The 25,735-nt window shown below is 55.3% G+C and carries 23 protein-coding genes and 1 other annotated feature; of the genes, 12 read left to right on the forward strand and 11 right to left on the reverse strand.

The genetic code is table 11. The features are described from left to right. The first annotated feature begins 20 nt into the window (after positions 1-20). The 3 genes from ACN9MQ_RS04895 (at position 21) to ACN9MQ_RS04905 (ending at position 4,977) form a co-directional block, all read left to right on the forward strand. Positions 21-632 (forward strand): YczE/YyaS/YitT family protein, encoded by a 612-nt coding sequence (locus tag ACN9MQ_RS04895; RefSeq protein ID WP_014168890.1) that lies wholly within the window; start codon positions 21-23, stop codon positions 630-632. Between the two features lie 78 nt (positions 633-710). Further along, positions 711-1,781, forward strand: coding sequence for a LacI family DNA-binding transcriptional regulator (locus tag ACN9MQ_RS04900; RefSeq protein ID WP_422714450.1), 1,071 nt, complete (start codon positions 711-713; stop codon positions 1,779-1,781). A 103-nt stretch (positions 1,782-1,884) separates the two neighbouring features. Beyond that, complete coding sequence (locus tag ACN9MQ_RS04905) at positions 1,885-4,977, forward strand: beta-galactosidase (RefSeq protein ID WP_426021413.1); 3,093 nt, start codon at positions 1,885-1,887, stop codon at positions 4,975-4,977. 33 nt (positions 4,978-5,010) lie between these two features. On the opposite strand, the gene ACN9MQ_RS04910 is transcribed toward ACN9MQ_RS04905, so the two are convergent. Then, positions 5,011-5,913: a nickel/cobalt efflux protein RcnA gene (locus ACN9MQ_RS04910; RefSeq protein WP_426262678.1), complete on the reverse strand. Its 903-nt coding sequence runs from the start codon at positions 5,911-5,913 to the stop codon at positions 5,011-5,013. A 134-nt stretch (positions 5,914-6,047) separates the two neighbouring features. On the opposite strand from ACN9MQ_RS04910, the gene ACN9MQ_RS04915 reads away from it, so the two are divergent. Continuing rightward, positions 6,048-6,320, forward strand: coding sequence for a metal/formaldehyde-sensitive transcriptional repressor (locus ACN9MQ_RS04915; RefSeq protein WP_020885193.1), 273 nt, complete (start codon positions 6,048-6,050; stop codon positions 6,318-6,320). Here ACN9MQ_RS04915 and ACN9MQ_RS04920 read toward each other — a convergent pair. Further along, complete coding sequence (locus tag ACN9MQ_RS04920) at positions 6,313-7,878, reverse strand: EAL domain-containing protein (protein ID WP_063156334.1); 1,566 nt, start codon at positions 7,876-7,878, stop codon at positions 6,313-6,315. The two genes, ACN9MQ_RS04915 and ACN9MQ_RS04920, sit on opposite strands and share 8 nt — an antisense overlap. Before the next feature lie 208 nt (positions 7,879-8,086). On the opposite strand from ACN9MQ_RS04920, the gene ACN9MQ_RS04925 reads away from it, so the two are divergent. Both ACN9MQ_RS04925 and ykgO read left to right on the forward strand, forming a co-directional pair. Next, complete coding sequence (locus tag ACN9MQ_RS04925; RefSeq protein ID WP_010428154.1) at positions 8,087-8,347, forward strand: type B 50S ribosomal protein L31; 261 nt, start codon at positions 8,087-8,089, stop codon at positions 8,345-8,347. A 2-nt stretch (positions 8,348-8,349) separates the two neighbouring features. After that, entirely contained in the window at positions 8,350-8,490 is a 141-nt protein-coding gene (ykgO, locus tag ACN9MQ_RS04930; protein ID WP_003859006.1) for a type B 50S ribosomal protein L36, read from the forward strand. On the opposite strand, the gene ACN9MQ_RS04935 is transcribed toward ykgO, so the two are convergent. After that, positions 8,487-9,197 (reverse strand): GNAT family N-acetyltransferase, encoded by a 711-nt coding sequence (locus ACN9MQ_RS04935; RefSeq protein WP_181240139.1) that lies wholly within the window; start codon positions 9,195-9,197, stop codon positions 8,487-8,489. The genes ykgO and ACN9MQ_RS04935 overlap by 4 nt on opposite strands. Positions 9,198-9,297: 100 nt before the next feature. Between ACN9MQ_RS04935 and ACN9MQ_RS04940 the strand changes: the two genes are divergently transcribed. Further along, the gene (locus ACN9MQ_RS04940) at positions 9,298-10,758 is read left to right on the forward strand and encodes a PLP-dependent aminotransferase family protein (RefSeq protein ID WP_149376877.1); all 1,461 of its coding nucleotides are present in this window, start codon (positions 9,298-9,300) and stop codon (positions 10,756-10,758) included. Here ACN9MQ_RS04940 and ACN9MQ_RS04945 read toward each other — a convergent pair. The 6 genes from ACN9MQ_RS04945 to acrA form a co-directional block, all read right to left on the reverse strand. Further along, the gene (locus tag ACN9MQ_RS04945; RefSeq protein WP_032677533.1) at positions 10,730-11,197 is read right to left on the reverse strand and encodes a YlaC family protein; all 468 of its coding nucleotides are present in this window, start codon (positions 11,195-11,197) and stop codon (positions 10,730-10,732) included. The two genes, ACN9MQ_RS04940 and ACN9MQ_RS04945, sit on opposite strands and share 29 nt — an antisense overlap. A gap of 117 nt (positions 11,198-11,314) precedes the next feature. Then, complete coding sequence (gene maa, locus ACN9MQ_RS04950) at positions 11,315-11,866, reverse strand: maltose O-acetyltransferase (protein ID WP_020885188.1); 552 nt, start codon at positions 11,864-11,866, stop codon at positions 11,315-11,317. Between the two features lie 209 nt (positions 11,867-12,075). Then, positions 12,076-12,294, reverse strand: coding sequence for an HHA domain-containing protein (locus ACN9MQ_RS04955; protein WP_014168902.1), 219 nt, complete (start codon positions 12,292-12,294; stop codon positions 12,076-12,078). Positions 12,295-12,321: 27 nt separating this feature from the next. Continuing rightward, a complete protein-coding gene (gene tomB / locus ACN9MQ_RS04960; protein ID WP_020885187.1) occupies positions 12,322-12,696 on the reverse strand; it encodes an Hha toxicity modulator TomB in 375 nt (124 codons plus the stop codon). A gap of 511 nt (positions 12,697-13,207) precedes the next feature. Beyond that, positions 13,208-16,354 carry a multidrug efflux RND transporter permease subunit AcrB gene (gene acrB, locus ACN9MQ_RS04965; RefSeq protein ID WP_014168904.1) on the reverse strand — a complete coding sequence of 1,049 codons (3,147 nt, stop codon included), beginning with the start codon at positions 16,352-16,354 and terminating at the stop codon, positions 13,208-13,210. A gap of 22 nt (positions 16,355-16,376) precedes the next feature. After that, positions 16,377-17,570 (reverse strand): multidrug efflux RND transporter periplasmic adaptor subunit AcrA, encoded by a 1,194-nt coding sequence (acrA, locus tag ACN9MQ_RS04970; protein ID WP_426021411.1) that lies wholly within the window; start codon positions 17,568-17,570, stop codon positions 16,377-16,379. Between the two features lie 141 nt (positions 17,571-17,711). On the opposite strand from acrA, the gene acrR reads away from it, so the two are divergent. Continuing rightward, positions 17,712-18,365 (forward strand): multidrug efflux transporter transcriptional repressor AcrR, encoded by a 654-nt coding sequence (gene acrR, locus ACN9MQ_RS04975; protein ID WP_014168906.1) that lies wholly within the window; start codon positions 17,712-17,714, stop codon positions 18,363-18,365. Between the two features lie 113 nt (positions 18,366-18,478). Next, positions 18,479-21,826 carry a mechanosensitive channel MscK gene (gene mscK / locus ACN9MQ_RS04980; protein ID WP_426262679.1) on the forward strand — a complete coding sequence of 1,116 codons (3,348 nt, stop codon included), beginning with the start codon at positions 18,479-18,481 and terminating at the stop codon, positions 21,824-21,826. A 1-nt stretch (position 21,827) separates the two neighbouring features. On the opposite strand, the gene rsmS is transcribed toward mscK, so the two are convergent. Both rsmS and priC read right to left on the reverse strand, forming a co-directional pair. After that, positions 21,828-22,013: a pleiotropic regulatory protein RsmS gene (gene rsmS, locus ACN9MQ_RS04985; RefSeq protein WP_014168908.1), complete on the reverse strand. Its 186-nt coding sequence runs from the start codon at positions 22,011-22,013 to the stop codon at positions 21,828-21,830. A 12-nt stretch (positions 22,014-22,025) separates the two neighbouring features. Continuing rightward, on the reverse strand, positions 22,026-22,553 hold the full coding sequence (gene priC / locus ACN9MQ_RS04990; protein ID WP_279256709.1) for a primosomal replication protein N'': 528 nt from the start codon (positions 22,551-22,553) through the stop codon (positions 22,026-22,028). Between the two features lie 50 nt (positions 22,554-22,603). Between priC and ACN9MQ_RS04995 the strand changes: the two genes are divergently transcribed. The 3 genes from ACN9MQ_RS04995 to dnaX all read left to right on the forward strand — a co-directional run bounded on the left by ACN9MQ_RS04995 (position 22,604) and on the right by dnaX (position 25,701). After that, positions 22,604-22,981, forward strand: a complete 378-nt coding sequence (locus ACN9MQ_RS04995; protein WP_020885182.1) for a DUF454 family protein — start codon at positions 22,604-22,606, stop codon at positions 22,979-22,981. Positions 22,982-23,132: 151 nt separating this feature from the next. After that, entirely contained in the window at positions 23,133-23,684 is a 552-nt protein-coding gene (gene apt, locus ACN9MQ_RS05000; protein WP_000127359.1) for an adenine phosphoribosyltransferase, read from the forward strand. An 88-nt stretch (positions 23,685-23,772) separates the two neighbouring features. Continuing rightward, positions 23,773-25,701, forward strand: a complete 1,929-nt coding sequence (gene dnaX / locus ACN9MQ_RS05005; RefSeq protein ID WP_426021410.1) for a DNA polymerase III subunit gamma/tau — start codon at positions 23,773-23,775, stop codon at positions 25,699-25,701. Continuing rightward, positions 25,031-25,095 (forward strand) — a sequence feature (DnaX frameshifting element). (Overlaps the previous gene by 65 nt.) Positions 25,702-25,735 lie beyond the last annotated feature (34 nt).

Raw genomic sequence — 25,735 nt, forward strand, 5'->3', positions numbered from 1 at the left:
TTCACTGGAGAAGATAAAAAATGGTACGTCGTCTGCTACAACTGTATGTCGGTTTAGGGCTGTATGGGCTTTCAACCACGATGTTTATTCGTTCGGATCTGGGGCTAGATCCGTGGGACGTCTTCCACCTGGGCGTGGCGATCCAGCTGGGGTTGAGCATTGGGATGGTGATTATTTTAACCGGTGCGGCGGTACTGCTGCTGTGGATCCCGCTGCGTCAGATGCCTGGTCTGGGAACCCTCAGTAACGTGATTATTATTGGCCTTGCGGCAGATGCCTCCATGGCCCTGATCCCCGAGGTGACCTCGCTGCCCCTGCGTATCGCGCTGCTGGTGGCCGGAATTGTCGTGAACGCGATAGCCACCGGTATGTATATCGGTGCCGGTTTCGGGGCGGGCCCGCGCGACGGTCTCATGACCGGGATCCATGCCCGTATGGGATGGTCCATCCGCAGCGTGCGTACCTCGATTGAAGTGTCCGTGCTGCTGATTGGGTGCATGCTGGGCGGAACGTTCGGGATAGGCACCGTCGCGTATGCGCTGACCATTGGCCCGCTTATCCAGATCTGCTTGCCTCTTTTCCGTTATAAGCCGCGCGTTGAGAAGGCCCCCCAGCCGGAGCGGGTTGTTTAATTCTGCGAAGCGCTCACATGTTTTCATGGCGACGCTGTGTCAGAATAGTGGCCTTCGAATGACGCGATGCCAGAATGCATGAAAGCAATCACTCTTTATGATGTTGCCCTCCTTGCGGGGGTTTCTTATCAGACCGTTTCCCGTGTGATTAACGACGCGGAGCATGTCTCTGCCCGCACGCGGGAAAAGGTGCAGCAGGCGATGGCGGAACTGCACTACGTCCCCAATCTCAGGGCACAACAGCTGGCGGGTAAACGTACCCGTACGCTTGGCCTTATTACTACCGATCTGGCGCTGCACGCCCCTTCGCAAATTGTTTCGGCGGTAAAATCCAGGGCGGTTGAGCAGGGGGCGAGCGTGCTTATCTCAATGGTAGAACATCCACAGCAGTGCCAGTCTGCCCTTCAGGCGTTGCTGGCGCAGCGTGTGGAAGCTCTGCTGGTGAATGTGCCGCTGGAGGATCCTCATGCTGAGGCGCTAAAAGCCCTCGCATCGCCCATTCCGGTGCTGTTTCTGGATGTCTCGCCCTCGGCTCAGGTAAACAGTCTTGTGTTTAATGCAGAGCAGGGGGCTCGTCTCGGGATTGAGCATCTGCTTTCGCTGGGGCATGAGCGTATAGCGCTGCTGAGCGGACCGGAGAGCTCTGTCTCTGCCCGGGCACGTCTCGCAGGCTGGAACACCACGCTGGCCCAGGCCGGGCTTGAGGCTGTCGCGGTGGCGCACGGCGACTGGAGTGCGGCAAGCGGATATGAGAAAGGACATTTGCTGTTATCTGCCGCGCAACTCCCGGATGCGATAGTGGTCGCGAACGACCAAATGGCGCTGGGGGTGATGCGCGCCTGTGCGGAAAAAGGGACCGCGATCCCGGGCCAGATGTCGGTTGTCGGGTTCGACGATACGGCAGACAGCGCCTGGTTTTCTCCCCCACTGACCACTATTCGCCAGGCTTTTCGCGAGGCTGGCGAGCGAAGCGTGGAGTGGCTGCTGGCGCCAGTTGAGGGTGACGCATACTGGCAGGTTCAGCTTCCGGTGACGCTGGTGACCCGCCATTCTACCGCTCGCCACGATCCGCAGCAGATCGAACGCGAGGATCTGGCACAGCAGCTCAGGAGCCTGGCGCTAGCGGCTGAGCAACTTGCCCGCCGGTAAGACTTTTGTGATCTGACTCGCTACCCCGCGATCCGATGCTTTACCGCACCCGGTAGCCAGGGCATGTTAGCTAAAATTGTGAGCGCTTCGCAAAGAGGTTAATATGTCCAACACTCCATCGCTGACCCTCAGCGCACTTCTGGCTCGTCGGGACTGGGAAAATCCCGGAGTCACCCAGTGGAACCGCCTGGCAGCACATGCTCCCTTGCACAGCTGGCGTGACGAACACTCCGCCAGAGAAGACGGGGGAACCGTCAGCCGACGCCTCCTTAACGGGGAGTGGCGTTTTAGCTTCTTTCCTGCACCAGAGCAGGTTCCTTCGGTATGGGTCAGTGAAGATTGCGCCGATGCCGTGCTGATGCCCGTGCCCTCTAACTGGCAGATGCAGGGCTTCGACACGCCCATCTACACCAACGTGACCTATCCGATCCCCGTAAACCCACCGTTTGTGCCGCAAGAAAACCCAACAGGTTGTTACTCGCTCACATTTGAGATGGATGATGTCTGGCTGCAGAGCGGCCAAACCCGCATTGTCTTCGATGGCGTGAACTCGGCGTTTCATCTGTGGTGTAACGGTCAGTGGATCGGTTATTCACAGGACAGCCGACTGCCCGCCGAATTCGATCTTTCTACGGTGCTGCGTCCTGGCCAGAACCGCATTGCGGTCATGGTGTTGCGCTGGTGCGACGGGAGCTATCTGGAAGATCAGGACATGTGGCGCATGAGCGGGATTTTCCGCGATGTGTCGCTGCTGCATAAGCCAGAGACGCACATAGCCGATTATCAGGTTGTGACTGACCTGAATGCGGAGCGGGATCGCGCGGTGCTGAAGGTGGATCTCGCGCTCGCAGGCGCACAGTTTGCGGAGTGTGAGGTGGCGTTTACCCTGTGGCGCAACGGCGAAAAATGCGGCAGTGCCACCGGGCGGCCGGGCACTGCCGCTGTCGATGAGCGCGGCGGCTGGGCCGAGCGGCTAACGGTGACGCTCCCCGTTGAGGCGCCCGCCTTGTGGAGTGCGGAAACGCCGGAACTTTATCGCCTGACGATGACCCTTCTGAACGCGCAGGGTGAGGTGCTGGAAACGGAGGCCTGCGATGTGGGGTTCCGCCGCATAGAGATCAGCAATGGCCTGCTGAAGCTCAACGGTAAACCCCTGCTGATCCGCGGCGTTAACCGGCATGAGCATCACCCGGAAAATGGCCAGGTGATGGATGAAGCGACGATGCGCCGCGATATCGAACTCATGAAGCAGCACAACTTCAACGCCGTGCGCTGCTCGCACTATCCGAACCATCCGCTGTGGTACACGCTTTGCGACCGCTATGGTTTGTATGTCGTCGACGAAGCCAATATTGAAACCCACGGCATGGTGCCGATGAGTCGCCTTGCTGACGATCCGCGCTGGCTCCCTGCCATGAGCGAACGCGTCACCCGCATGGTGCAGCGCGACCGCAATCATCCTTCGATTATCATCTGGTCGCTGGGGAATGAGTCCGGCCATGGCGCGAACCATGACGCACTGTATCGCTGGCTGAAAACCACCGATCCGACGCGTCCGGTGCAGTACGAAGGCGGTGGGGCGAATACGGCAGCGACCGATATCGTGTGCCCGATGTATGCCCGGGTCGATCAGGATCAGCCCTTCCCGGCGGTACCGAAATGGTCTGTTAAAAAATGGATCGGCATGCCGGATGAAACGCGTCCGCTTATTCTCTGTGAATACGCCCACGCGATGGGAAACAGCTTCGGTGGTTTTGCCAAATACTGGCAGGCGTTTCGCCGCCATCCTCGCCTGCAGGGGGGATTTGTCTGGGACTGGGTTGACCAGGCGCTGACCAGAAAAGATGACAATGGCACACCGTTCTGGGCCTACGGGGGAGACTTTGGCGACACGCCCAATGACCGCCAGTTCTGCCTTAACGGGCTGGTTTTTCCCGATCGCACACCGCATCCGGCGCTGTATGAAGCCCAGCGCGCTCAGCAGTTTTTCACCTTTACGCGGATAAGTACGTCTCCGCTGGTGATTGAAGTCCACAGCGATTACCTGTTCCGTCATACCGATAACGAGGTGCTGCGCTGGACCCTTGTCCGCGACGGCAACGTGCTGGCCAGAGGGGACGTGACGCTCTCCATTGCTCCCCAGGGCACACAGCGTCTGGACATCAACCTGCCAGCGCTGGCGCCTGAACCGGGTGACGTCTGGCTGAACGTTGAAGTGCACCAGCCGCGGGCGACGCCGTGGTCACCGGCAAACCATCGCTGCGCGTGGGAGCAGTGGCCGGTTCCGACTCCCCTGTATATCGCCCCGCCAGCGCCAGAAGGTGTACCGCCGGTGTTAACGCAAACTGGCGACGTGTTTGAGCTGGTGCATCAGCAGCAACGCTGGCAGTTCAACCGCGCATCAGGACACCTGACGCAATGGTGGCGCAATGGCGTTGAAACGCTGCTCTCACCGCTGACGGATAACGTTAGCCGCGCACCGCTGGACAATGATATTGGCGTGAGCGAGGCCACGCGAATCGATCCGAATGCGTGGGTTGAGCGCTGGAAAGCGGCAGGCATGTACGAGCTCACCCCGCGATTACTGCACTGTGAAGGAGAGCAGCATGCAGCCGAGGCGGTGGTGAAAACCCTGCATGTCTGGGAGTATCGCGGTAAAGCGCTGTTCCTGAGCCGTAAAGTCTGGCGGGTGGACGATCGGGGCGTTTTGCATGGCGATATCCAGGTCGATATTGCGTCTGATATCCCGGAACCGGCACGCGTAGGCCTGAGTGTTCACCTTGCCGCAACGCCGGAAACGGTTCAGTGGCTGGGGCTTGGGCCACATGAAAACTACCCGGACAGAACGCTGGCGGCTCAGCAGGGGCGCTGGACATTACCGCTGGAAGCCATGCACACGCCTTACATCTTCCCGACAGAAAATGGTCTGCGCTGTGATACCCGTGAACTGCTGCTGGGCGCGCATCGGCTGAATGGCCTGTTCCATTTCTCCGTCAGCCGCTACAGCCAGCAGCAGTTGCACGAGACAACTCACCATCATCTGTTGCGCGAGGAGCCGGGGTGTTGGCTTAACCTAGACGCGTTCCATATGGGCGTGGGCGGTGATGACTCGTGGAGCCCCAGCGTCTCGCCGGAATTTATTCTGCAGAAACGCCAGCTTCGCTATACCTTCAGCTGGCAGCAGAACCCTGACTGAGCAAAGAGGCGGCCACAGCAGTGGCCGCCTCGCTTACGCCAGGATACCGCTCAGGCCGTGCAGGCTCATGTAAATCCCGACCACAGTAATCAGGGCGGCGGAGATCCACGGTGCTTTTCGTGAAAACTCGCTGAAACCCGGCCAGCGTTTTGTCGCATGCTTAAGGCTCAGGGCGGCAATTGCACCGGAAGCGACCAGCGTTAACGCCAGACCAATACTGAAGCTGAATACCAGCGTTGCGCCGAGGGCAAAATGCTTCAGCTGCAGGCAGATGAGCAGGACCGTGATTGAGGCCGGGCAGGGGATAAGCCCTCCGGTCAGACCAAACAGTGCAATTTGTCCGGTGGTAACGTTCTGGCCGTTGAAGCGGCGGTTAATATCCTGTGCATGCGCGCGCTGGTGGGCGTCCTGCCACTCTTCTTCAACCAGTGGATGCCCATGGTCGTGATGATCATGATGATGGTCATGGTCATGGTCGTGATGATCATGATGATGGTCATGGTCGTGATGATCATGATGGTGGTCATGGTCATGGTCATGGTCATGGTCATGATGATGGTCATGGTGATCGTGATGATGGTGGTGATCGTGTGGCTGACTCTCCTTCCAGGTTCGCCAGGCCATCCACAGGGCGATCAGCACGATCAGTATCCCCGAGACCAGCTGGAACCAGGGCTCAGACGTATGCGCATCCCAGCCCCGGCCAAACCATAATCCTGCCATGGCAATGATCCAGACCACCGCCGTATGGGAAAGCGTTGCCGCCAGACTAAGCAACACTGCCTGTTTCAGCGTACCGCGAATAGCCACAATAAACGCGGCCATCATCGTTTTGGAGTGGCCCGGCTCCAGGCCATGCAGCGCGCCGAGGAGGATAGCGCTGGGTACAAACAGCCAGGCATTGCCCTGCTGCAGGAGTGAAGCAAAATCGTTCATGGAAAATTCCGGAGTGGAAAGCGTGTTCAGATACTACTCCCCCCCAGTAGTCAAATACTACCCCCCAGTAGAAAAATACTCAGGGGGAGTAGAGCATGATATGCTTTAAAAGCCATACGATAAGGGAGACAGAGATGTCACATACGGTTCGCGACAAGAAGATGTTATTGACTCGCCTGAAGAAAATTCAGGGGCAAAGCGCTGCCCTGGAAAAAATGCTCAATAGCGACCACGAATGCGCCGACGTGTTACAACAGCTGGCGGCGATCCGCGGCGCGGTAAACGGCATGATGATGCAGGTGATCGAAGGTCATCTCACCGATCATGTGGTAAAAGAGCCTGAAGAAGCTCAGCGCGAAGCCGATCTTGGCGTCGTGTTACAGGTGATCAAATCCTATCTTAAGTAGGATGTGTTTTGAGGTTATCTTCCGCCCAAAGAATAAAGTCCGCTTTCGGCAACGCCTTGCTGTAGTACCAACCCTGCCCATACTGCACGCCGTGACGACGTAGCCAGGCGAGTTGCCCTTCGGTCTCCACGCCTTCCGCAACCATCGCCAGCTTCAGCGATTTTGCCATTTCAATAATGTGTGGCGTCACGTTTTTATATTCCAGTGCATCCACAAACGCTTTATCAATTTTTAGCGTGTCGACATCCAGATCCTGCAGGTAGCTCAGGCTGGAATAGCCCGTACCGAAATCATCAATATAGATTGCGTGGCCTGAATGACGAAAGGCGGCGATGGCCGGTGCGCTGATTTTAGGATCGGCAAAGCCGCGCTCGGTTAACTCAAGGGCGATCTGTTGCGGATGGACTTTCCACTTATTCATTAAGTGACTCAACAGTGGCGGGAGTTTTCCCGAGGTCAAATCGGCCGGCGCGAGGTTAATGGAAATATGCTGCCCGGCATGAAGGTGCAGCCAGTAGCCCATATCCTCAAACACCTTTTCAATGACCAAATGCGTCAGCTGCGAGATGAGCCCCGTTTGCTCAGCAAGTGGCACAAAAATATCCGGTGAAAGGCTGCTGCCGTCAGGCTGGGGCCAGCGGGTTAGCGCCTCTGCGCCCACAATCTTCCCACTAGAGAGTTCAATAATGGGCTGGTAATGCACCACAAATTCCCGGTTATTGATGGCGTCAAGCAGGCGGTTGCGTGGCGACTGGATGCGACGCAGCAATCGTAAAACAAAGAGTGCGGCAAGCAGACTTATCAGTATGCCGAATGGCAGCCAGATGAGAAGTTGCTGGTGCCAGGTTTCAGCCAGCGGTTTTAACGCCGCCCAGGCGACCACCGTAAACCCCAGTTCAGGAACAGGCTTCATAATGTATATCGAGCCGTTGTACTGAATACGGGTGACGCCCTGATCCTTAACCAGATTGCGGATATGCGGATCGAGCTTGCTGCTGCTGGCAAAAATGAGATGTGATTTGCTGCCCACCAGGGCGGCATCTGTGGCGATCTCACCAAAAGGGATCACATCGACAAGCGAGGCAGGATCCACCAGCACCAGATAGTGGCCCCGACCCAGGACCGCCATGTAGCGGCTAAAACCGAGATCGTTTTGCGTGGTGAGCCATGCGCCATAACCATCTTCCGTGATTCGCATGGGCGGCGGGAAAGGGGCCGACTGACTGGTTTGTTCCAGGGACGAGCAAAGGGGTTCAAGATTGTTGATATAAATAACTTCCTGAACATAACGCCATGAAAAAGCGACCCGCCGCATCTCCCTTAAATGCATAACGCTACAGGGGATCCCTTTAAAGGTCTGCAGGCTATTGAGCGCTTCCTTTGCATCATCCACCACCCTGGCGGTACGTATCAGCACGCGTGAGGCATAGCTATCCAGCGCATCGACAAACTTATCTTCCGCCTGGCGATGTGCCAGCCAGATGCTCAGGCTAATCGGAACCAGCACCGCAATGATAAGTACGCCGGTCACCAGACTGACCAGATGTCGGGTTTTCATGGTGCTGTTTCCTTCCTCTTATGCCCGCTCCTGGGCGCTGAAAAACCTGCCAGAGGAGAAAGATTTTACCGCTAAATGATAAAGTTATAGCACGCGCAGGTCATGATTTACGGCACAACAGAAAATATCGTCGGGGCAGAGGGGTTGTTTTTTCAGCAGGGGTTAGATATCATTTTGTTATGTTATAACAAAACATAAAGAGTTTACGATGAAACCAGATATCCACCCAGCCTATCGCACCGTGGTGTTCCACGACACCAGTGCTAATGAATACTTTAAAGTCGGCTCAACCATTAAGACCGACCGCGAAATTGAACTCGACGGTGAAACGTATCCGTATATCACCATCGAGGTCTCTTCAAAATCGCACCCGTTCTACACCGGCAAGCAGAAAACGTTCTCGACGGATGGCAGTGCGGCGCGCTTCCGTAAGCGTTTCGGCGGCTTTCTTAATGCGAAGCGGGGATAACCATGCAGGTACTTAACTCATTGCGCAGTGCAAAACAGCGTCACCCGGATTGCCAGATAGTCAAACGCAAGGGACGCTTATACGTGATTTGCAAATCCAATCCGCGCTTTAAGGCGGTTCAGGGACGTAAGAAAAGACGCTAGACGCGTGTTTCGCGCCAGCTTTCCAGGGATCTTTTCTGGTTGCCATCGGCAGTAAAATTGTCGGTGGCAAGCCAGCCTTCAAAGGCACTCGCCAGCGCCGGCCACTCTTTGTCGAGAATTGAAAACCAGTCGGTATCCCGGTTATGACCTTTCGTGACCAGCGCCTGACGAAAACGCCCCTCAAACTGAAAGCCAAGACGCAGTGCCGCCTTGCGCGAAGGCGCGTTCAGGCTGTTGCACTTCCACTCGTATCGACGATACCCAAGGGTGTCGAACACGTATCGCATCAGCAGATATTGCGCTTCCGTCGACATCGGCGTGCGGCTGAGCAGCGGGGAGAAATGAACATGTCCCACCTCCACAACGCCATTGGTTGGATCGATCCGCATCAGAGCCAGCGTGCCGACCGCAGACTGGGTCTGGTTGTCGATAACGCTAAAGTGAATCGGATCGGATAAGTCACGCACGCTCTCTACCCACCCTGCAAACGCCTCTGCGCTGGCATCCGGCTCACGCAACAGCCACGTCCAGCTGCGGGTATCTTCGGCCAGAGAATACGCGCTGAACAACGCCTCAGCGTGCTCCACCCGCAGCGGCTCAAGGCGACAATAGTGGCCCTGAAGCACCACACGTGAAGGGTGCTGGCGGGGTTGCCAGTCGATAAGCGCCTCGCCTACTGGCTGTCCAAACTCATTGAATGTTTTCATTTTACTGTCCGTGACGTTGATAAGAACGCCAGACTAGTGAATTACTGGTTCCTTAAAAAGTGCCACTCAGCTATGTTTTGGTGGTACCACGGGAGGCGAGATGAACATACCGGGCGATGAATTTTATACTTTGCTGAATGCCGCGTTGAAAGCGCGGGGGGAAGAGACGCTGCAGCGCGCGCTGTATCATGCACTGCGTGAGGCGATACTGTGCGGCCGGCTACACCCCGGGAGCCGGCTTCCCGGTTCGCGAATGCTGGCTCAGCAGCTCTCGCTTTCACGGAATACCGTCAATGCGGCGCTGGAACAGCTGACGCTCGAAGGGTATCTGCTGCGTAACCGCCTGGGGACGCGGGTAGCGCAGCTGGCGCAGCGTACGCTCGTTCAGGCATTGCCGGACTCTGCCGTCACGCTCGGCACCCGGGTCGCCTCGCTGCCTGCGCCGGTGCCGCGTGATACCCCGGTTCCGGCATTTACGCCGGGAACACCGGCCATCAACTACTTTCCCCTGCCGCTGTGGCGGCGCTTGTACGACCGGGTTCTGCGTGAAGAGGGCAGCGCGCTCTTAGGGTATGGCGATCCTGCCGGGGAGCCGTCGCTGCGGGCGGCCATTGCCCGCCACCTTGCCCTTTCGCGCGGCATTGACTGCGATGCCAGTCAGATAGTGATGACCGAAGGCGCGCTTGAGGGGGTAAACCTTTGCACGTTGCTGCTGAGCGAACCCGGCAGCGTCGCGTGGGTGGAAGATCCTGGCTATGGCGGGGCTAAAAGCGCCTTTGCCAAAGCGGGCTTAGTCATGACGGGGATGCCGGTTGATGACGAAGGCATGTTCTGGGAAGGGCTGGATACGCCGTCCCCTGCGCTTATTTTCACCTCACCTTCGCACCAGTTTCCGTACGGAAGCGTGCTCAGCGCGCGGCGACGCCTGGCGCTGCTGGATCTGGCCCGGCAGCATAACGCCTGGATTATTGAAGATGATTACGACAGCGAGTTTCGTTATTCCGGTGAGCCCGTGCCCGCAATGCTGGGAATGGTCAACAATGCGCCGGTTGTCTATCTTGGTACCTTCAGCAAAACCCTCTTTCCGTCGCTGAGAATGGGGTTCATGGTGTTACCCCCGGCGCTGGCAAACGCGGCCCGTCCGGCCATTGGCGCGCTGCTGCGTGGCGGGCATCGCGCCGAACAGCGAACCCTGGCGCTGTTTATTGAGGAAGGACATTATGCCCGCCACCTTGCCGCCATGCGCCGGCTCTACCGTAAGCGCTACCGACAGCTGCGTGAGGTGCTGAGTGCTGAGCTTCATACTCCGCATCGCATTCTGGCGGGTGAAGGGGGGATGCATCTGACGCTGGCAATAGACGGCATCGACGACCAGAAAGTGGTCGCGCAGGCGAGGGCGTTTCAGCTGGCACCCGCTGCACTGAGCGGGTATTACCTGGAGCCGAAGCAGGGGCAAACCGGTCTGGTGTTAGGTTACGGCAATACCTCTGCTTCTCAGTTTGTGTCGGGTATCCGACGCATACAGGCTTTAATCACGCAGCAGCAGGACGGGAAAGGGTAAAGACATCATAAAAAGAGAGCTGACCTTTGGTGGATACCATCTTCTGCAGCTTCTCTTTTTGCACTGTTTCAACCGCGGGGGAGTGCATGATGCTTTCGATCAGCTCCGGCGGCACGTAACGCGTGTTATACCATTCACCGTTATAGCAAACCCGGAAATCAAGGACGTCGATATCTTCGTAGCGGTAGCGGGGATTAACGTCAAAAAAGAAAAAGGCGTTAAACACCACAAACAGAATGACAAGCAGCCAGACGGAGTCCACCAGAGTTTCGGACTTCAACATCACAATCAGTGTCGCCAGCCAGGCGGCATACATTGCGACAAACAGTCCAGGGTGTTTGCGAATAAAGCTGATGCTAAAGCGCGGGCGATTGTCGCGCTTTTCGCGGTGATTAAGATCGTCGATGGTGGCAGTAAGCAGGCGCTGTATCTCGGTCATTTTTTGCCTTTATGAGAATTGACAATACAGGATGTCTGCCAATTTTAGGGGAGCCATTTGGCTGAAAAAAGTAACAGTCAGGCGCTAAAAGACCATAACAGTTGACTCCCCGTCACTTTACAGCCGTTTAATGATTGTTGCCGGATTGCCGCCGACGACGACATTCGCCGGGACGTCTTTCGTTACGATAGCGCCAGAGGCCACCACCACATTATCACCCAACGTAACGCCCGGGTTAATAACCGCACGTCCGCCAATCCAGACGTTGTTGCCGATGGTCACCGGCTTGCCAAACTCCACGCCGCTATTACGCGCGTCGGCGTCCAGCGGATGGGTTGCCGTGTAAATATGCACCCCTGGCGCGAGCATGCAGTTGTCGCCAATATGTATCGGGCAGACATCCAGCATCACGCAATCGAAATTGGCGTAAAATTCTTTGCCCAGATAAATGTTATATCCATAGTCACAGCGGAAGCTCGGCTCAATATAGGCCCCTTCGCTTTGCCCGAGGAGTTCCGCCAGAATGTTCTGGCGTTCGAGTTTCTCATCAGGTGCAGTGTGGTTATAACGGTGAACCAGGTGTCGGGCGCGTAATCGGTCGGCCCGTAATGTTTCATCACCAGGGCGGTAATGTTCACCTGCAATCATCTTCTGCTTTTCTATGCTCATTGGGAACCTCACTGGTCGTCTTTACCGTAGGGTAATCGGAACATGATGGCAGGGGAACGTTCCCGGAAAATCACTGTGACTATAATCACAATAATATTGCGGATGAGCACGTTTTACACGGAGACCTGCACTGGGGCAGGAGGGTATAGCCAGAAAGTTGAATACAGCTGAGAAAGTGGCGTAGAACCTCTACAGACACACTTCAAAGATTAACGGACAAATCTCCACACGGACGTTGGGATTTTGTCATACAGCTTATTCATAGTCAGTTCTGCAAGACGGTGGTCAGCCGCTGAATAAAATACCGCCAGTTCATTATCAGAAAGCTCGTATTTATTCTTTTCAATTACACGTTCAAGCGTGTCTATTGACTGGCAGCGTCGCAAACGCATCAAATAATCGATTTTTGTGAGTGGTTTTTCAGACATAAATTTACCTTACTAATTGTAATAATTTTAACAGGAAAGACTAACGGGGTTAGCTCTGCTCACGTTGATGAAGCAACGAAATAGTCGGTTGCCCGATTTACGCCATTTCTGCAAATCTTGCGCATTAATGCCGTAGCTGCTGAACAACATAAAGGTGTCATCCAGGTATTCATCAATTTGCTCAATCAGCTTATTATCTTCATTGTACTTAATTTTATAATTAAGTGCGAAGGTTGCAATATGCTCGATCAACTCGTTTAACTGTAAATTGATGGCAGACGTTGGGTCGTTTACCCAGCCATGGTTACTTTCATCAAGATTGGCAAGGCAGTCATGGTACAAGGATTCGCAGAGAAATTTCAACTGCGCGATATCATGCCTTTTTGGCGAGTACTCGTCCATAGCGCATCCCCTTCTGAGTGATTTCTTACTCACCGAACATCATGTCGGGATGGATACAACATACTTAGCCGCACGGGTGCTGTGTTCCTGATAACTCTAACTATAATCCACTCTGATCAAGATTTCACCGCGCTATTACGAAAAATTACAAATAAAAGCACTGACTGCGAGCCTTTACGCAAATGTGCCTTCAGCGCTAAACATTTTTATCCAGATTAACGTGGAACTTTTTTCGCTCCCTTACGTTTCATTGGCTTAGCGTAAACAATCCTAAGATGTCCAAATCCGGAGTTCTCTTTGTCTGAAGATATGGTTAGGAATATTCCTAATCATTTAAGCAGGGAAATGAAATTAAAAAAATCCTGAATTCAGCGATTACGTTATCACTTAATTATGATATGTCATTGTAGGCGGCAGGAAATAAATAGAAGCACAATAAGCCTATTTTATGATTTTTTTCTGAAAAAGAAAAAGGCCGCTAATGCGGCCTTTTTATCATGTGAAACCGGTATCAGTGCGGTTCTACCGAATGACTGTGCTCAATATCTTCATTCTTGCGGCTAAAGCGGCGGCGAACCACCACGAAGAATACCGGAACGAAGAAGATAGCAAGTACGGTTGCGGTAACCATACCCCCCATAACGCCTGTACCGACGGCGTTCTGTGCACCGGAACCCGCACCGGTACTGATAACCAGCGGCATTACCCCGAGGATAAATGCCAGTGATGTCATCAGGATTGGGCGCAGACGCATACGCACCGCGTCAAGCGTCGCCTCAATCAGGCCTTTACCTTCTTTCTCCATCAGATCTTTGGCGAATTCAACGATAAGTATCGCGTTCTTCGCCGACAAGCCAATGGTTGTCAGCAGGCCCACCTGGAAGTACACGTCGTTGGTTAATCCACGGAACGTTGCCGCAAGCAGCGCACCGATAACCCCCAGTGGCACCACCAGCATAACGGAGAACGGAATCGACCAGCTCTCATACAGTGCCGCCAGACACAGGAAGACCACAATCAGTGAAATGGCGTACAGGGCAGGGGCCTGGTTTCCGGACAGACGTTCCTGGTAGGACATACCGGTCCAGTCATAGCCGATACCCGCAGGCAATTTACCTGCCAGCTCTTCCATCAGGTTCATGGCTTCACCGGTGCTTCGGCCTGGTGCGGCCTGACCCAGGATCTCCATGGATGGCAGCCCGTTATAACGTTCCAGACGCGGCGAACCGTATTCCCAATGCGACGTAGAGAAGGATGAGAACGGCACCATCTGGCCGTTGTTGCCGCGAACGTACCAGTTGTTGATATCGTTCGGTAACATACGGTATTGCGCTTCTGACATCACGTACACTTTCTTCACACGACCACGGTCGATGAAGTCGTTGACGTAGCTACCGCCCCAGGCCGCGCCCAGCGTGGTATTGATGTCACTGATGGAAACGCCCAGTGCCTGCGCTTTCTCCTGATCGATGTCGATTTTGTATTGAGGCGTATCTTCCAGACCGTTAGGACGCACGCCGACCAGAAGGTCAGGGTGTTTCGCCACTTCACCGAACAGCTGGTTACGTGCCTGCGTCAGTTTTTCATGACCCAGACCGCCCTGGTCAATCAGCTGGAAGTCGAAACCTGTCGCTGTCCCCAGTTCAACAATCGCTGGCAGGTTAAAGGCGAAGACCATCGCATCTTTAATCTGTGAGAACGTGCCCATTGCACGGCCAGTAATCGCCTCAACTTTGTTCTCTTCGCCCGGACGTTCTGACCAGTCTTTCAGAGAAACGAAGGCAATACCGGTGTTCTGACCACGACCCGCAAAGCCAAAGCCGTTAACCGCAAACACGGATTCAACGTTAGCTTTCTCTTTGGTGAGGTAGTAATCCGTTACTTCATCCAGCACCTTCTGGGTACGTTCTTGCGAGGCACCCGCCGGCAGCTGTGCCATCGTCAGGAACACGCCCTGGTCTTCATCTGGCAGGAACGAGCTTGGCAGACGAACGAACAGATAGGCCATCCCCACCACGATGATGATATAGAGCAGCAGGTAACGACCGGTGCTGCGCAGGATGTTACCCACGCTGTCGGTGTAGTGATGCGTGCTCTTATCAAACATGCGGTTAAACCAGCCGAAGAACCCTTTATGCTCGCCGTGACCGCCTTTCTGAACAGGTTTCAGCATGGTGGCACACAGTGCAGGCGTCAGGATCAATGCAACCAGTACCGACAGCGCCATCGCCGAGACAATGGTGATGGAGAACTGACGATAAATTGCACCGGTAGAGCCGCCAAAGAAGGCCATTGGGATAAATACCGCAGACAGTACCATCGCGATACCGACCAGCGCGCCCTGGATCTGGCCCATGGATTTACGGGTTGCTTCCTTCGGCGGTAGACCTTCTTCCGCCATGACACGCTCGACGTTTTCTACCACCACGATGGCGTCATCCACAAGCAAGCCGATGGCGAGCACCATCCCGAACATCGTCAGGGTGTTTATCGAGTAGCCAAAGATGGCCAGTATGGCGAAGGTCCCGAGCAATACGACTGGTACGGCGATGGTTGGGATCAGCGTCGCGCGGAAGTTTTGCAGGAACAGATACATGACCAGGAATACCAGGATGATCGCTTCTGCCAGGGTTTTAACCACTTCGTGAATCGAGATTTTGACGAACGGCGTGGTGTCATACGGATAAACGATCTTCAGGCCTGACGGGAAGAACGGTTCCATCTTCTTCAGTTCCGCACGGATAGCCGTCGCGGTGTCCAGGGCGTTAGCACCTGTCGCCAGTTTGATCCCGAGACCGGAAGCCGGCTTGCCGTTAAACTTCGCAATGATGTCGTAGTTTTCGCCACCCAGTTCCACTTTCGCCACGTCGCGCAGACGAACCTGCGAACCGTCCTGATTCACCTTCAGCAGAATTTTGCTGAACTCATCGGCGGAGGTCAGACGGGTCTGTGCGATGATCGAGGCGTTAAGCTGCTGGCCTTTCACCGGCGGGGTACCGCCTAACTGACCGGCGGCAACCTGGGCGTTCTGCGCTTTGATGGCGTTGATCACGTCCACCGGCGTCAGCTGGAAGTTGTTCAGTTTGTTCGGATCCATCCAGATACGCATTGCGTACTGAGAACCGAACAGCTGAACGTCACCCACACCAGACGTACGGCTGATGGCGTCCTTCATGTTGGCGCCCACGTAGTCGGAAATATCCTCCTGCGTCATGGTGCCGTTGGTGTTGATAACGCCAACAACCATCAGGAAGCTACTGGACGATTTCTCGACGCTCACACCCTGCTGTTGTACTTCTTGTGGCAGCAACGGCATGGCGAGCTGCAGTTTGTTCTGGACCTGAACCTGCGCGATGTCAGCATCCGTACCTGACTGGAAGGTCAGTGTGATCTGTACCGTACCGGTTGAGTCACTGTTTGAGGACATGTACATCAGGTTATCGATACCGTTCATGTTCTGTTCGATAACCTGTGTCACGGTGTCCTGCACCGTTTTTGCATCAGCCCCGGGGTAGGTTGCGGAAATTGTTACCGCCGGTGGCGCAATCGTTGGATATTGCGCGACAGGCAGCTTCAGGATCGCAAGTCCCCCAGCCAGCATGATGATTATGGCGATCACCCATGCAAATATGGGGCGATCGATAAAGAAATTAGGCATGTCTTAACGGCTCCTGTTTAAGTTAAGACTTGGTTTGTTCTGACTGGCCAGCGGCCGAAGCTTGTTGTTTATCGTCAGATTTCACTTCCTGTGCTTTGACCTGCGCGCCAGGACGAACTTTTTGCAAACCAGTAATAATCACGCGATCGCCATCTTTCAGACCTTCCGTCACCAGCCATTTATCGCCAATCGCCTGCGTGGCAGTGATGTTGCGCGTTTCGACTTTGTCATCAGCCCCGACAACCAGTGCACTCGCGTCGCCACGTGGCGTACGGGTGACACCCTGCTGAGGCACCAGAAGTGCGGTTGGGTTGGTGCCTTCTTGCAGACGCGCGCGAACGAACATACCAGGTAAGAGTGTCTTATCCGGGTTCGGGAAAATCGCACGTAAGGTGATGGAACCGGTAGTTTGGTCGACCGTCACATCGGAGAATTCCAGTGTGCCTGCCTGCGGGAACTTGATACCGTCATTGGTCACGAGCTCCACTTTGGCTTTACCGTTTTCCTGCTTCAGCGTGCCATTTGCCAGCTCTTGTTTCAGGCGCAGGAAATCGTTGCTGGACTGGGTCACGTCAACGTAAATCGGATCAAGCTGCTGCACGGTGGCCAACGCGTTGGTCTGACCGTTTTGCACCAGCGCCCCTTCCGTGACGGAAGATTTACCGATGCGACCGCTGATTGGGGAGGTCACTTTGGTATAGGCGAGGTTGATACGCGCTGTTTCCACTGCAGCTTTCGCGGCAATCACGGCGGCGTTGGTCTGCTGTGCATCAGACAGGGCAGTGTCATAATCCTGTTGACTGATGTACTTGGTACCGAGCAGTTTTTTGTAACGGTTCAGCGTCAGTTGGGAGATTTTGGCTGCAGCTTCTGCTTTCGCCAGATCGCCTTTCGCGCTCTCATAGGAGGCCTGGTAGGTTGCCGGATCAATCTGATACAGAGACTCGCCAGCTTTCACTTCACCACCCTCGGTGAAGTTACGTTTCAGGATGATACCACTCACCTGAGGACGCACTTCTGCGATGCGGTATGCGCTGGTACGGCCCGGTAATTCTGTCGTTATCTGGAGAGGTTCGGACTTGAGCGTCACCACGCCAACTTCTGGCACCTGCTGAGCTCCTTGTTGAGCCTGTTTGTCGTCACATCCTGTTAGCGCTAAGCTGCCTGAGAGCATCAGAACGACCGCCAGAGGCGTTAACCCTCTGTTTTTGTTCATATGTAAACCTCGAGTGTCCGATTTCAAATTGATCAATGGTCCTGAGTCCAAAAACCCATTGCTGCGTTTATATTATCGTCATGCTATGGTACATACATTCACAAATGTATGTAAATCTGACTCCTGTAAATTCACTAACGTATGGCACGAAAAACCAAACAACAAGCGCTTGAAACCCGACAACACATTCTGGATGTGGCTATGCGTTTGTTTTCTCAGCAGGGTGTTTCGTCAACCTCGCTGGCGCAGATTGCTCAGGCCGCGGGCGTCACGCGGGGAGCGATTTACTGGCATTTTAAAGACAAGACAGATCTGTTCAGTGAAATCTGGCAACTCTCAGAGTCCAGCATTAGCGATCTTGAGACTGAGTATCGGGCAAAATTCCCCGAGGATCCACTCTCAGTATTAAGAGAAATATTAGTATATATCCTTGAAGCAACGGTAGTTGAAGAACGTCGCAGGTTAATGATGGAAATCATCTACCATAAATGCGAGTTGGTTGGAGAGATGGCGGTCGTCCAGCAGGCGCAGCGCAGCCTGTGTCTGGAAAGCTACGATCGCATTGAACAGGTCCTCACCCAGTGCATGCAGGCGAACCAGCTGCCGGCGACGTTAATGACCCGACGGGCGGCAGTCCTGATGCGCAGTTATATTTCCGGCCTGATGGAAAACTGGCTTTTCGCCCCGGACTCCTTTGACCTGAAGAACGAAGCCCGCAGCTATGTCGCTATTTTCCTGGAGATGTGCCAGCTCTCCCCGACGCTGCATGGCAAGTCAGGCTCGCTAACAGCCTGACGCGATTCCAGGATTTCTCTTAGAGGCTCACGTTCGCGCTATTCTGCTTCAGGCGAGCGTGATATCCTGCACGCCGGACTATTTTCGGTCATCTTCTGACATCATTCACAACTATGCTGCACACCAATCGCTCGCAAGATCCTGTTCTTGTATTTTTATTGGCGACGCTGTTTTTCTTCGCAACGGCACCGCTTTCCTGGGCCCGCGCCGATAACAACAATGACATCCCTTCACGCAGTGATGTTCAGTCGCAACTCGACACCCTGAATAAACAAAAAGATCTCTCTGCTCTGGATAAGCTCGTTCAGCAGGATCTGACGGAGACGCTGGAAACGCTTGATAAAATTGAGCGTGTTAAAGCGGAAACCACACAGCTTCGGCAGAAAGTGGCGCAGGCGCCTGAAAACATGCGTAAGGCCACGGAATCGCTGAATGCCCTGAGCGATGTGGATAATGACGACGAAACCCGTAAAACGCTCGCGACCCTGTCGTTGCGTCAGCTGGAATCGCGCGTCGCACAGCTGCTCGACGATCTGCAAACGGCACAGTCCGATCTCGGTACGTACAACAGCCAGCTTGTCTCCCTGCAAACCCAGCCCGAGCGCGTACAAAATGCGATGTATGCCGCCTCTCAGCAGCTGCAGCAGATCCGCAACCGTCTGAACGGTACGTCGGTTGGCGAAGGCACCCTGCGCCCAACGCAGCAAACGCTGCTGCTGGTGCAGCAGGCCTTACTGAATGCGCAAATCGAACAGCAGCGTAAAAGCCTGGAAGGGAATACGGTGCTGCAGGATACGCTTCAGAAGCAGCGCGACTACGTAACGGCGAACATTAATCGTTTGGAACATCAGCTTCAGCTGTTGCAGGAGGCGGTTAACAGTAAGCGCCTTACGCTGACGGAGAAAACGGCTCAGGAAGCCGTCTCACCGGACGAAACTGCCCGCATTCAGGCGAACCCGCTGGTGAAACAGGAGCTCGAGGCTAACCATCAGCTGAGCCAGCGCCTGATACTGGCAACAGAAAGCGGTAACTCGCTGGTTCAGCAAAATATCAGAGTGAAAAACTGGCTGGACCGCGCGCTGCAGGCTGAACGCAACATTAAAGAGCAGATTGCGGTTCTGAAAGGCAGCCTGCTGCTGTCGCGTATTCTCTACCAGCAACAGCAGACGCTGCCGTCCGCCGATGAGCTCGAGGACATGACCAACCGCATTGCGGATTTGCGTCTGGAACAATTCGATGTGAACCAGCAGCGCGACGCCCTTTTCCAGAGCGATACGTTTGTCGCCAAATTGGAAGAGGGCCATTCCAGTGAAGTGAACCCGGAAGTTCACGACGCCCTGCTGCAGGTTGTGGATATGCGCCGCGAGCTGCTCGACCAGCTCAACAAACAGCTCGGCAACCAGCTGATGATGGCGATTAACCTGCAGATCAACCAGCAACAGCTGGTGAGCGTGTCGAAAAGTCTGCAGGAGATCCTGACCCAGCAGATTTTCTGGGTTAATAGCAACAAGCCGATGGACTGGGACTGGATTAAATCCTTCCCTGAAACGCTGAAGGCGCAGATTAAGAGCATGAAAATCACCGTAAACTGGGAGAAAGCCTGGCCTGCGGTGATGATTGCCTTCCTGGCGGGGCTCCCGCTGCTGCTGATTGCCGGCCTGATCCGCTGGCGTCTGGGCTGGCTGAAGAAATACCAGGATAAGCTGGCGTCTGAAGTGGGACAACTGCGTAACGACAGTCAGCTGCACACGCCAAAAGCGATTCTGATCGATCTGATCCGCGCGCTGCCGGTCTGCCTGATTATTCTGGCGGTGGGGCTTATCCTGCTGACGATGCAGCTCAACATCAGCGACCTGCTGTGGGCGTTCAGTAAAAAACTGGCCCTGTTCTGGCTGGTGTTTGGCGTGTGCTGGAAAGTGCTGGAAAAAGACGGCGTTGCGGTGCGTCATTTCAACATGCCTGCGCAACTGACCAGCCACTGGCGTCGTCAGATTGTGCGCGTCAGCCTGGCGCTGTTGCCGCTGCACTTCTGGTCCGTTGTCGCTGAGCTGTCTCCGCTGCACCTGATGGACGATGTCATGGGCCAGCTGGTTATTTTGCTGAACCTGCTGCTCATTGCCATCCTGATGTGGCCGATGTGCCGCGACAGCTGGCGGGATAAAGAGTCTCACAACATTCGTCTGGCCACCGTGACGGTACTGGCGATTATTCCGCTGGCACTGATGGTGCTCACGGCGACGGGGTACTTCTATACCACGTTGCGCCTGTCCGGACGCTGGATTGAAACCGTCTATCTGGTGATCGTCTGGAACCTGCTCTATCAGACCGTACTGCGCGGCCTGAGCGTGGCGGCTCGCCGCATCGCTTATCGTCGTGCCATCGCGCGTCGCCAGCATCAGGTAAAAGAGGGGGCCGAAGGCGCGGAGCCACAGGAAGAGCCAACCATCGCGCTGGAGCAGGTTAACCAGCAGACACTGCGTATCACCATGCTGGTGATGATCGCGCTGTTTGCGGTGATGTTCTGGGCGATCTGGTCTGATTTAATCACCGTCTTTGCCTACCTCGACAGTATCACCCTCTGGCAATACAACGGCACCGAAGCGGGCGCCGCGGTAATGAAAAGCGTGACCATGGGCAGCCTGCTCTTTGCCCTGGTGTCGTCAGTGGTGGCCTGGGCGTTGATTCGAAACCTGCCAGGCCTGCTTGAAGTGCTGGTGCTGTCGCGTCTGAACCTGCGTCAGGGGGCGTCGTATGCCATCACCACCATCCTCAACTACGTCATTATTATTGTCGGGGCGATGACGGTCTTTGGCTCGCTTGGCGTCTCGTGGGATAAGCTGCAGTGGCTGGCGGCCGCGCTCTCTGTCGGTCTCGGTTTTGGCTTGCAGGAGATCTTCGGTAACTTTGTTTCCGGCCTGATTATCCTGTTCGAACGTCCGGTACGTATCGGTGATACCGTCACCATCGGCACCTTCTCGGGAACGGTCAGTAAGATCCGTATTCGTGCCACCACCATCACCGACTTCGATCGCAAAGAGGTGATCATCCCGAACAAAGCGTTCGTCACCGAGCGACTGATCAACTGGTCGCTCTCCGACACCACAACGCGCGTCGTCATTCGGCTGGGCGTGGCCTACGGCTCCGATCTGGATAAAGTGAAAGAGGTGTTGTTAAAAGCCGCGAAATCGCATCCTAAGGTGATGCACGAGCCCGCCCCAGATGTGTTCTTCACCACCTTTGGGCCGAGCACGCTGGATCACGAGCTGCGGTTATATGTGCGTGAGCTGCGCGATCGCAGCTACACCGTGGATGAGCTGAACCGCACTATCGATCGTCTGTGCCGTGAAAACAACATTAACATCGCCTTCAACCAGCTTGAAGTTCACCTGCGTAACGAGAAAGGTGACGAGCATACGGAAGTGAAGCGCGAGATTCAGGGTGACGATCCTACCCCGGCGTAATTCAGGTTCCCTCTCCCGGTGGGAGGGGGTCAGGGTGAAGGCGACTGGCCTTCACCTTGCCTTCAAAATCCGTCTTCACTATCTCAAGTGCTTTCAGCACCGTCTGGGCAGGGATGTCATGATTCTCCAGCAGCATAATCAAATCGACGGCCAGCTTGACCTCATCGGGTGCATTTTCCAGTGACATTTACGGCTCCTGTTAACGGGTCAGACGTTCAATGACGCGTTCAATTTCATCCAGTGCCTGACGGCAACGAACGATGCGGCCCTCAAGGGCGCTAACCTCTCGCATTAATAACTGCTGCTCTTCCAGCGTCTCGCTTGCGTTCAGGCGCGTTTCCCGCTCCTGCTTCATCTCAAACAGACGGCGCGCAAACTCCTGGTTCTCCAGCCGCTTGCGCTGCCATTTACCGAGACCCGGCGACGCGCTGTCCCAGACGCGTAGCGGCCAGGCGGTCATTTCACGGTGCAGGGCGGTGATCTGCTCGGTGAGATGTTCCGCAAGCCAGGCGACCTGTTGCTGTTGATTGTTCTCAACCGCATGGCGCAACTCATCAAGGTTCATCTGCGCCTCAGCAACATAATCCTGGATGCGCGTGCTGCGGGTACGAAAAAGCTGCCGGTCAAAGCGCGGCTTCAGCGTAGCATGCCCCATTAACGGCGTAGCCTGCGCGCGCAGGGTGGACAGCTGATTTTGCAGCGTCTCCAGAAGCAGGGCTGTTTTCAATACGCTCTCCAGTGGTAAAGTAGCCGTTCAGTTTGATAACGATTCGCATTATGCAGCGTACTATTTTAATCATCATTGGCTGGCTCGCGGTAGTGTTAGGCACGCTGGGCGTGGTTTTGCCCTTATTGCCCACTACGCCTTTTATCCTGCTGGCAGCCTGGTGCTTCGCCCGTTCATCGCCGCGCTTTCACCACTGGCTGCTGTACCGCTCCTGGTTTGGCGGCTATTTGCGCCACTGGCAAAAACATCGGGCAATGCCGCCCGGTGCGAAGCCGCGTGCGATCGCGGTGATCCTGATTACCTTTGCCATTTCATTATGGCTGGTGAAAATGATGTGGGTGCGCATTCTGTTGCTGACGATCCTCGCCTGTCTGCTTTTCTTTATGTGGCGGATCCCCGTGGTTGATGAAAAGCAACAAAAGCACTGAAGCCTTATAATGGCTGTTGCAATTATTGCGCGCAGCCAGTAAATTCGACCGTTTTCGAGCACAGCTGCGCCTGGTCAAAGGTTAAACAATTGTTACCCTGGCCGACTCGTTGCGCGCTGTGAGTAACACTGTTTCATTTAGGCACAAACCGATGACCGCAACTGCACAGCAGCTTGAATATCTGAAAAACAGCATCAAAAGTATCCAGGACTATCCAAAGCCTGGCATTCTTTTCCGTGATGTCACCAGCTTGCTGGAAGACCCGAAAGCGTACGCGCTCAGCATTGAACTGCTGGTCGAGCGTTATAAAAACGCCGGGATCACCAAAGTAGTGGGTACCGAAGCCCGTGGATTCCTGTTTGGCGCGCCGGTCGCGCTGGCAATGGGTGTTGGCTTTGTGCCGGTGCGTAAACCGCGCAAACTGCCGCGTGAAACCATCGCAGAGAGCTACGAACTGGAGTACGGCACCGATCAGCTGGAAATCCACGTTGATGCGATCAAGCCTGGCGATAAAGTGCTGGTGGTTGACGATCTGCTGGCGACCGGCGGCACGATTGAAGCGACCGTGAAGCTGATCCGTCGTCTGGGTGGTGAAGTGACCGACGCGGCATTCATCATTAACCTGTTCGATCTGGGTGGCGAACAGCGCCTGGAAAAACAGGGCATTACCAGCTACAGCCTGGTGCCTTTCCCGGGTCATTAATCCCGGTTTTCACAACCTCGCTCAATGGGTGAGGTTGTGATAGCATTCCCCTCCATAAATTCACCTTCCAGCGTTGCAGAGCCTGCCCATGAGTTATCAGGTGTTAGCCCGTAAATGGCGACCACAAACCTTTGCTGACGTTGTCGGTCAGGAGCATGTGCTGACGGCCCTGGCGAACGGCTTGTCGCTAGGTCGCATCCATCACGCTTATCTTTTCTCCGGCACCCGCGGCGTCGGTAAGACCTCTATTGCCCGTTTGCTGGCAAAAGGTCTGAACTGCGAAACCGGGATCACCGCCACGCCGTGCGGCGTGTGTGACAACTGCCGTGAAATTGAGCAGGGGCGCTTTGTCGATCTGATTGAGATCGACGCCGCCTCGCGCACGAAAGTGGAAGATACCCGCGATCTGCTCGACAACGTGCAGTACGCGCCGGCGCGTGGCCGCTTCAAGGTCTACCTGATCGATGAAGTGCACATGCTGTCACGCCACAGTTTCAACGCCCTGCTGAAAACGCTGGAAGAGCCGCCCGCGCATGTGAAATTCCTGCTGGCGACAACCGATCCGCAAAAGCTGCCGGTCACTATTTTGTCGCGCTGCCTGCAGTTCCATCTGAAGGCGCTGGACGTCGAGCAGATCCGCGCTCAGCTTGAACATATTCTTGATGAAGAGAAGATTGTCCACGAGCCGCGCGCCCTGCAGCTGCTGGCCCGCGCGGCAGACGGCAGCCTTCGTGATGCCTTAAGTCTCACCGACCAGGCGATTGCCAGCGGTGACGGTAAACTCTCGACCGACGCGGTCAGCACCATGCTCGGCACGCTGGATGACGATCAGGCGCTTTCTCTCATCGAAGCGATGATTGCCGCCAACGGTGAACGCGTCATGTCGCTGGTGAACGCCGCGGCTGCCCGGGGCATTGAATGGGAAGCGCTGCTGGTTGAGATGCTGAGTCTGCTGCACCGCGTGGCGATGCTGCAGCTTTCTCCGTCAGCCATCGGTGCCGATATGGCGGTTATTGAACACCGGATGCGTGAACTTGCGCGCACCGTCCCACCGGCTGACGTGCAGCTTTATTACCAGACGCTGCTGATTGGCCGCAAAGAGCTGCCGTTTGCGCCGGATCCCCGGATGGGCGTTGAAATGACCCTGCTGCGTGCGCTGGCGTTCCATCCGCGCATGCCTCTGCCGGAGCCGGAAGTGCCCCGACAGTCTTTTGCTCCGGTCGCCCCCACTGCGGTGATGTCGCCTCAGCAGGTGCCACCGCAGCCGACGGCTCCCCCGCAGCAGAACGTACCGCTGCCGGAGGCCACCAGTTCGGTGCTTGCCGCACGAAGCCAGTTGCAACGTGCTCAGGGAGCAACCAAACCAAAAAAGAGTGAACCGGCAGCGCCAGGAAGAGCGCGGCCGGTGAACAACGCCGCGCTTGAACGACTGGCTTCGGTTACGGAGCGCGTTCAGTCGCGCCCTGCACCGTCCGCGCTCGAGCAAAAAGCCCCGGTGAAAGAAGAGGCTTACCGCTGGAAGGCAACAACCCTCGTTGAAGAGGTGAAAGAAGAAGTTGCCACACCGAAAGCGCTAAAAAAGGCGCTGGAGCATGAAAAAACACCTGAGCTTTCCGCGAAACTTGCCGAAGAGTCTATTGAGCGTGACGCGTGGGCCGCAGAGGTCAGTAAACTGCAGTTGCCGAAGCTGGTTGAGCAGGTCGCGCTGAATGCCTGGAAAGAGCAGGACGGTCATCAGGTACGTTTACACCTGCGACCGGGTCAGCGGCACCTGAATTCCCCTGGCGCGCAAAAAGTGCTGGCCGAGGCGCTCACCGCATTACACGGTGCACCGGTTGAATTGACTATCATTGAAGATGATAATCCGGCGGTGCGAACGCCACTGGAATGGCGTCAGGCGATTTATGAAGAGAAGCTCGCGCAGGCGCGCGAGTCGATTATCGCGGATAACAATATCCAGACTCTGCGCCGGTTCTTCGACGCCGATCTGGATGAAGAGAGTATTCGCCCCATTTGATCGTGAGTCTGACTTACGGTTGTAATCCTTAAAC

The organism is Enterobacter sp. R-25, assembly GCF_049913205.1.
Classification (GTDB): domain Bacteria; phylum Pseudomonadota; class Gammaproteobacteria; order Enterobacterales; family Enterobacteriaceae; genus Enterobacter; species Enterobacter ludwigii.

Coding starts and splice junctions, on each gene's coding strand:
- rsmS (WP_014168908.1), bottom strand. CDS start 22,013: ATGTCACTGGAAAATGCACCCGATGAGGTCAAGCTGGCCGTCGATTTG.
- acrA (WP_426021411.1), bottom strand. CDS start 17,570: ATGAACAAAAACAGAGGGTTAACGCCTCTGGCGGTCGTTCTGATGCTC.
- ACN9MQ_RS04925 (WP_010428154.1), top strand. CDS start 8,087: ATGAAACCAGATATCCACCCAGCCTATCGCACCGTGGTGTTCCACGAC.
- ACN9MQ_RS04935 (WP_181240139.1), bottom strand. CDS start 9,197: ATGAAAACATTCAATGAGTTTGGACAGCCAGTAGGCGAGGCGCTTATC.
- mscK (WP_426262679.1), top strand. CDS start 18,479: ATGCTGCACACCAATCGCTCGCAAGATCCTGTTCTTGTATTTTTATTG.
- ACN9MQ_RS04940 (WP_149376877.1), top strand. CDS start 9,298: ATGAACATACCGGGCGATGAATTTTATACTTTGCTGAATGCCGCGTTG.
- ykgO (WP_003859006.1), top strand. CDS start 8,350: ATGCAGGTACTTAACTCATTGCGCAGTGCAAAACAGCGTCACCCGGAT.
- ACN9MQ_RS04945 (WP_032677533.1), bottom strand. CDS start 11,197: ATGACCGAGATACAGCGCCTGCTTACTGCCACCATCGACGATCTTAAT.
- ACN9MQ_RS04955 (WP_014168902.1), bottom strand. CDS start 12,294: ATGTCTGAAAAACCACTCACAAAAATCGATTATTTGATGCGTTTGCGA.
- maa (WP_020885188.1), bottom strand. CDS start 11,866: ATGAGCATAGAAAAGCAGAAGATGATTGCAGGTGAACATTACCGCCCT.
- ACN9MQ_RS04905 (WP_426021413.1), top strand. CDS start 1,885: ATGTCCAACACTCCATCGCTGACCCTCAGCGCACTTCTGGCTCGTCGG.
- acrB (WP_014168904.1), bottom strand. CDS start 16,354: ATGCCTAATTTCTTTATCGATCGCCCCATATTTGCATGGGTGATCGCC.
- ACN9MQ_RS04895 (WP_014168890.1), top strand. CDS start 21: ATGGTACGTCGTCTGCTACAACTGTATGTCGGTTTAGGGCTGTATGGG.
- ACN9MQ_RS04900 (WP_422714450.1), top strand. CDS start 711: ATGAAAGCAATCACTCTTTATGATGTTGCCCTCCTTGCGGGGGTTTCT.
- apt (WP_000127359.1), top strand. CDS start 23,133: ATGACCGCAACTGCACAGCAGCTTGAATATCTGAAAAACAGCATCAAA.
- ACN9MQ_RS04915 (WP_020885193.1), top strand. CDS start 6,048: ATGTCACATACGGTTCGCGACAAGAAGATGTTATTGACTCGCCTGAAG.
- acrR (WP_014168906.1), top strand. CDS start 17,712: ATGGCACGAAAAACCAAACAACAAGCGCTTGAAACCCGACAACACATT.
- tomB (WP_020885187.1), bottom strand. CDS start 12,696: ATGGACGAGTACTCGCCAAAAAGGCATGATATCGCGCAGTTGAAATTT.
- dnaX (WP_426021410.1), top strand. CDS start 23,773: ATGAGTTATCAGGTGTTAGCCCGTAAATGGCGACCACAAACCTTTGCT.
- ACN9MQ_RS04995 (WP_020885182.1), top strand. CDS start 22,604: ATGCAGCGTACTATTTTAATCATCATTGGCTGGCTCGCGGTAGTGTTA.
- ACN9MQ_RS04910 (WP_426262678.1), bottom strand. CDS start 5,913: ATGAACGATTTTGCTTCACTCCTGCAGCAGGGCAATGCCTGGCTGTTT.
- ACN9MQ_RS04920 (WP_063156334.1), bottom strand. CDS start 7,878: ATGAAAACCCGACATCTGGTCAGTCTGGTGACCGGCGTACTTATCATT.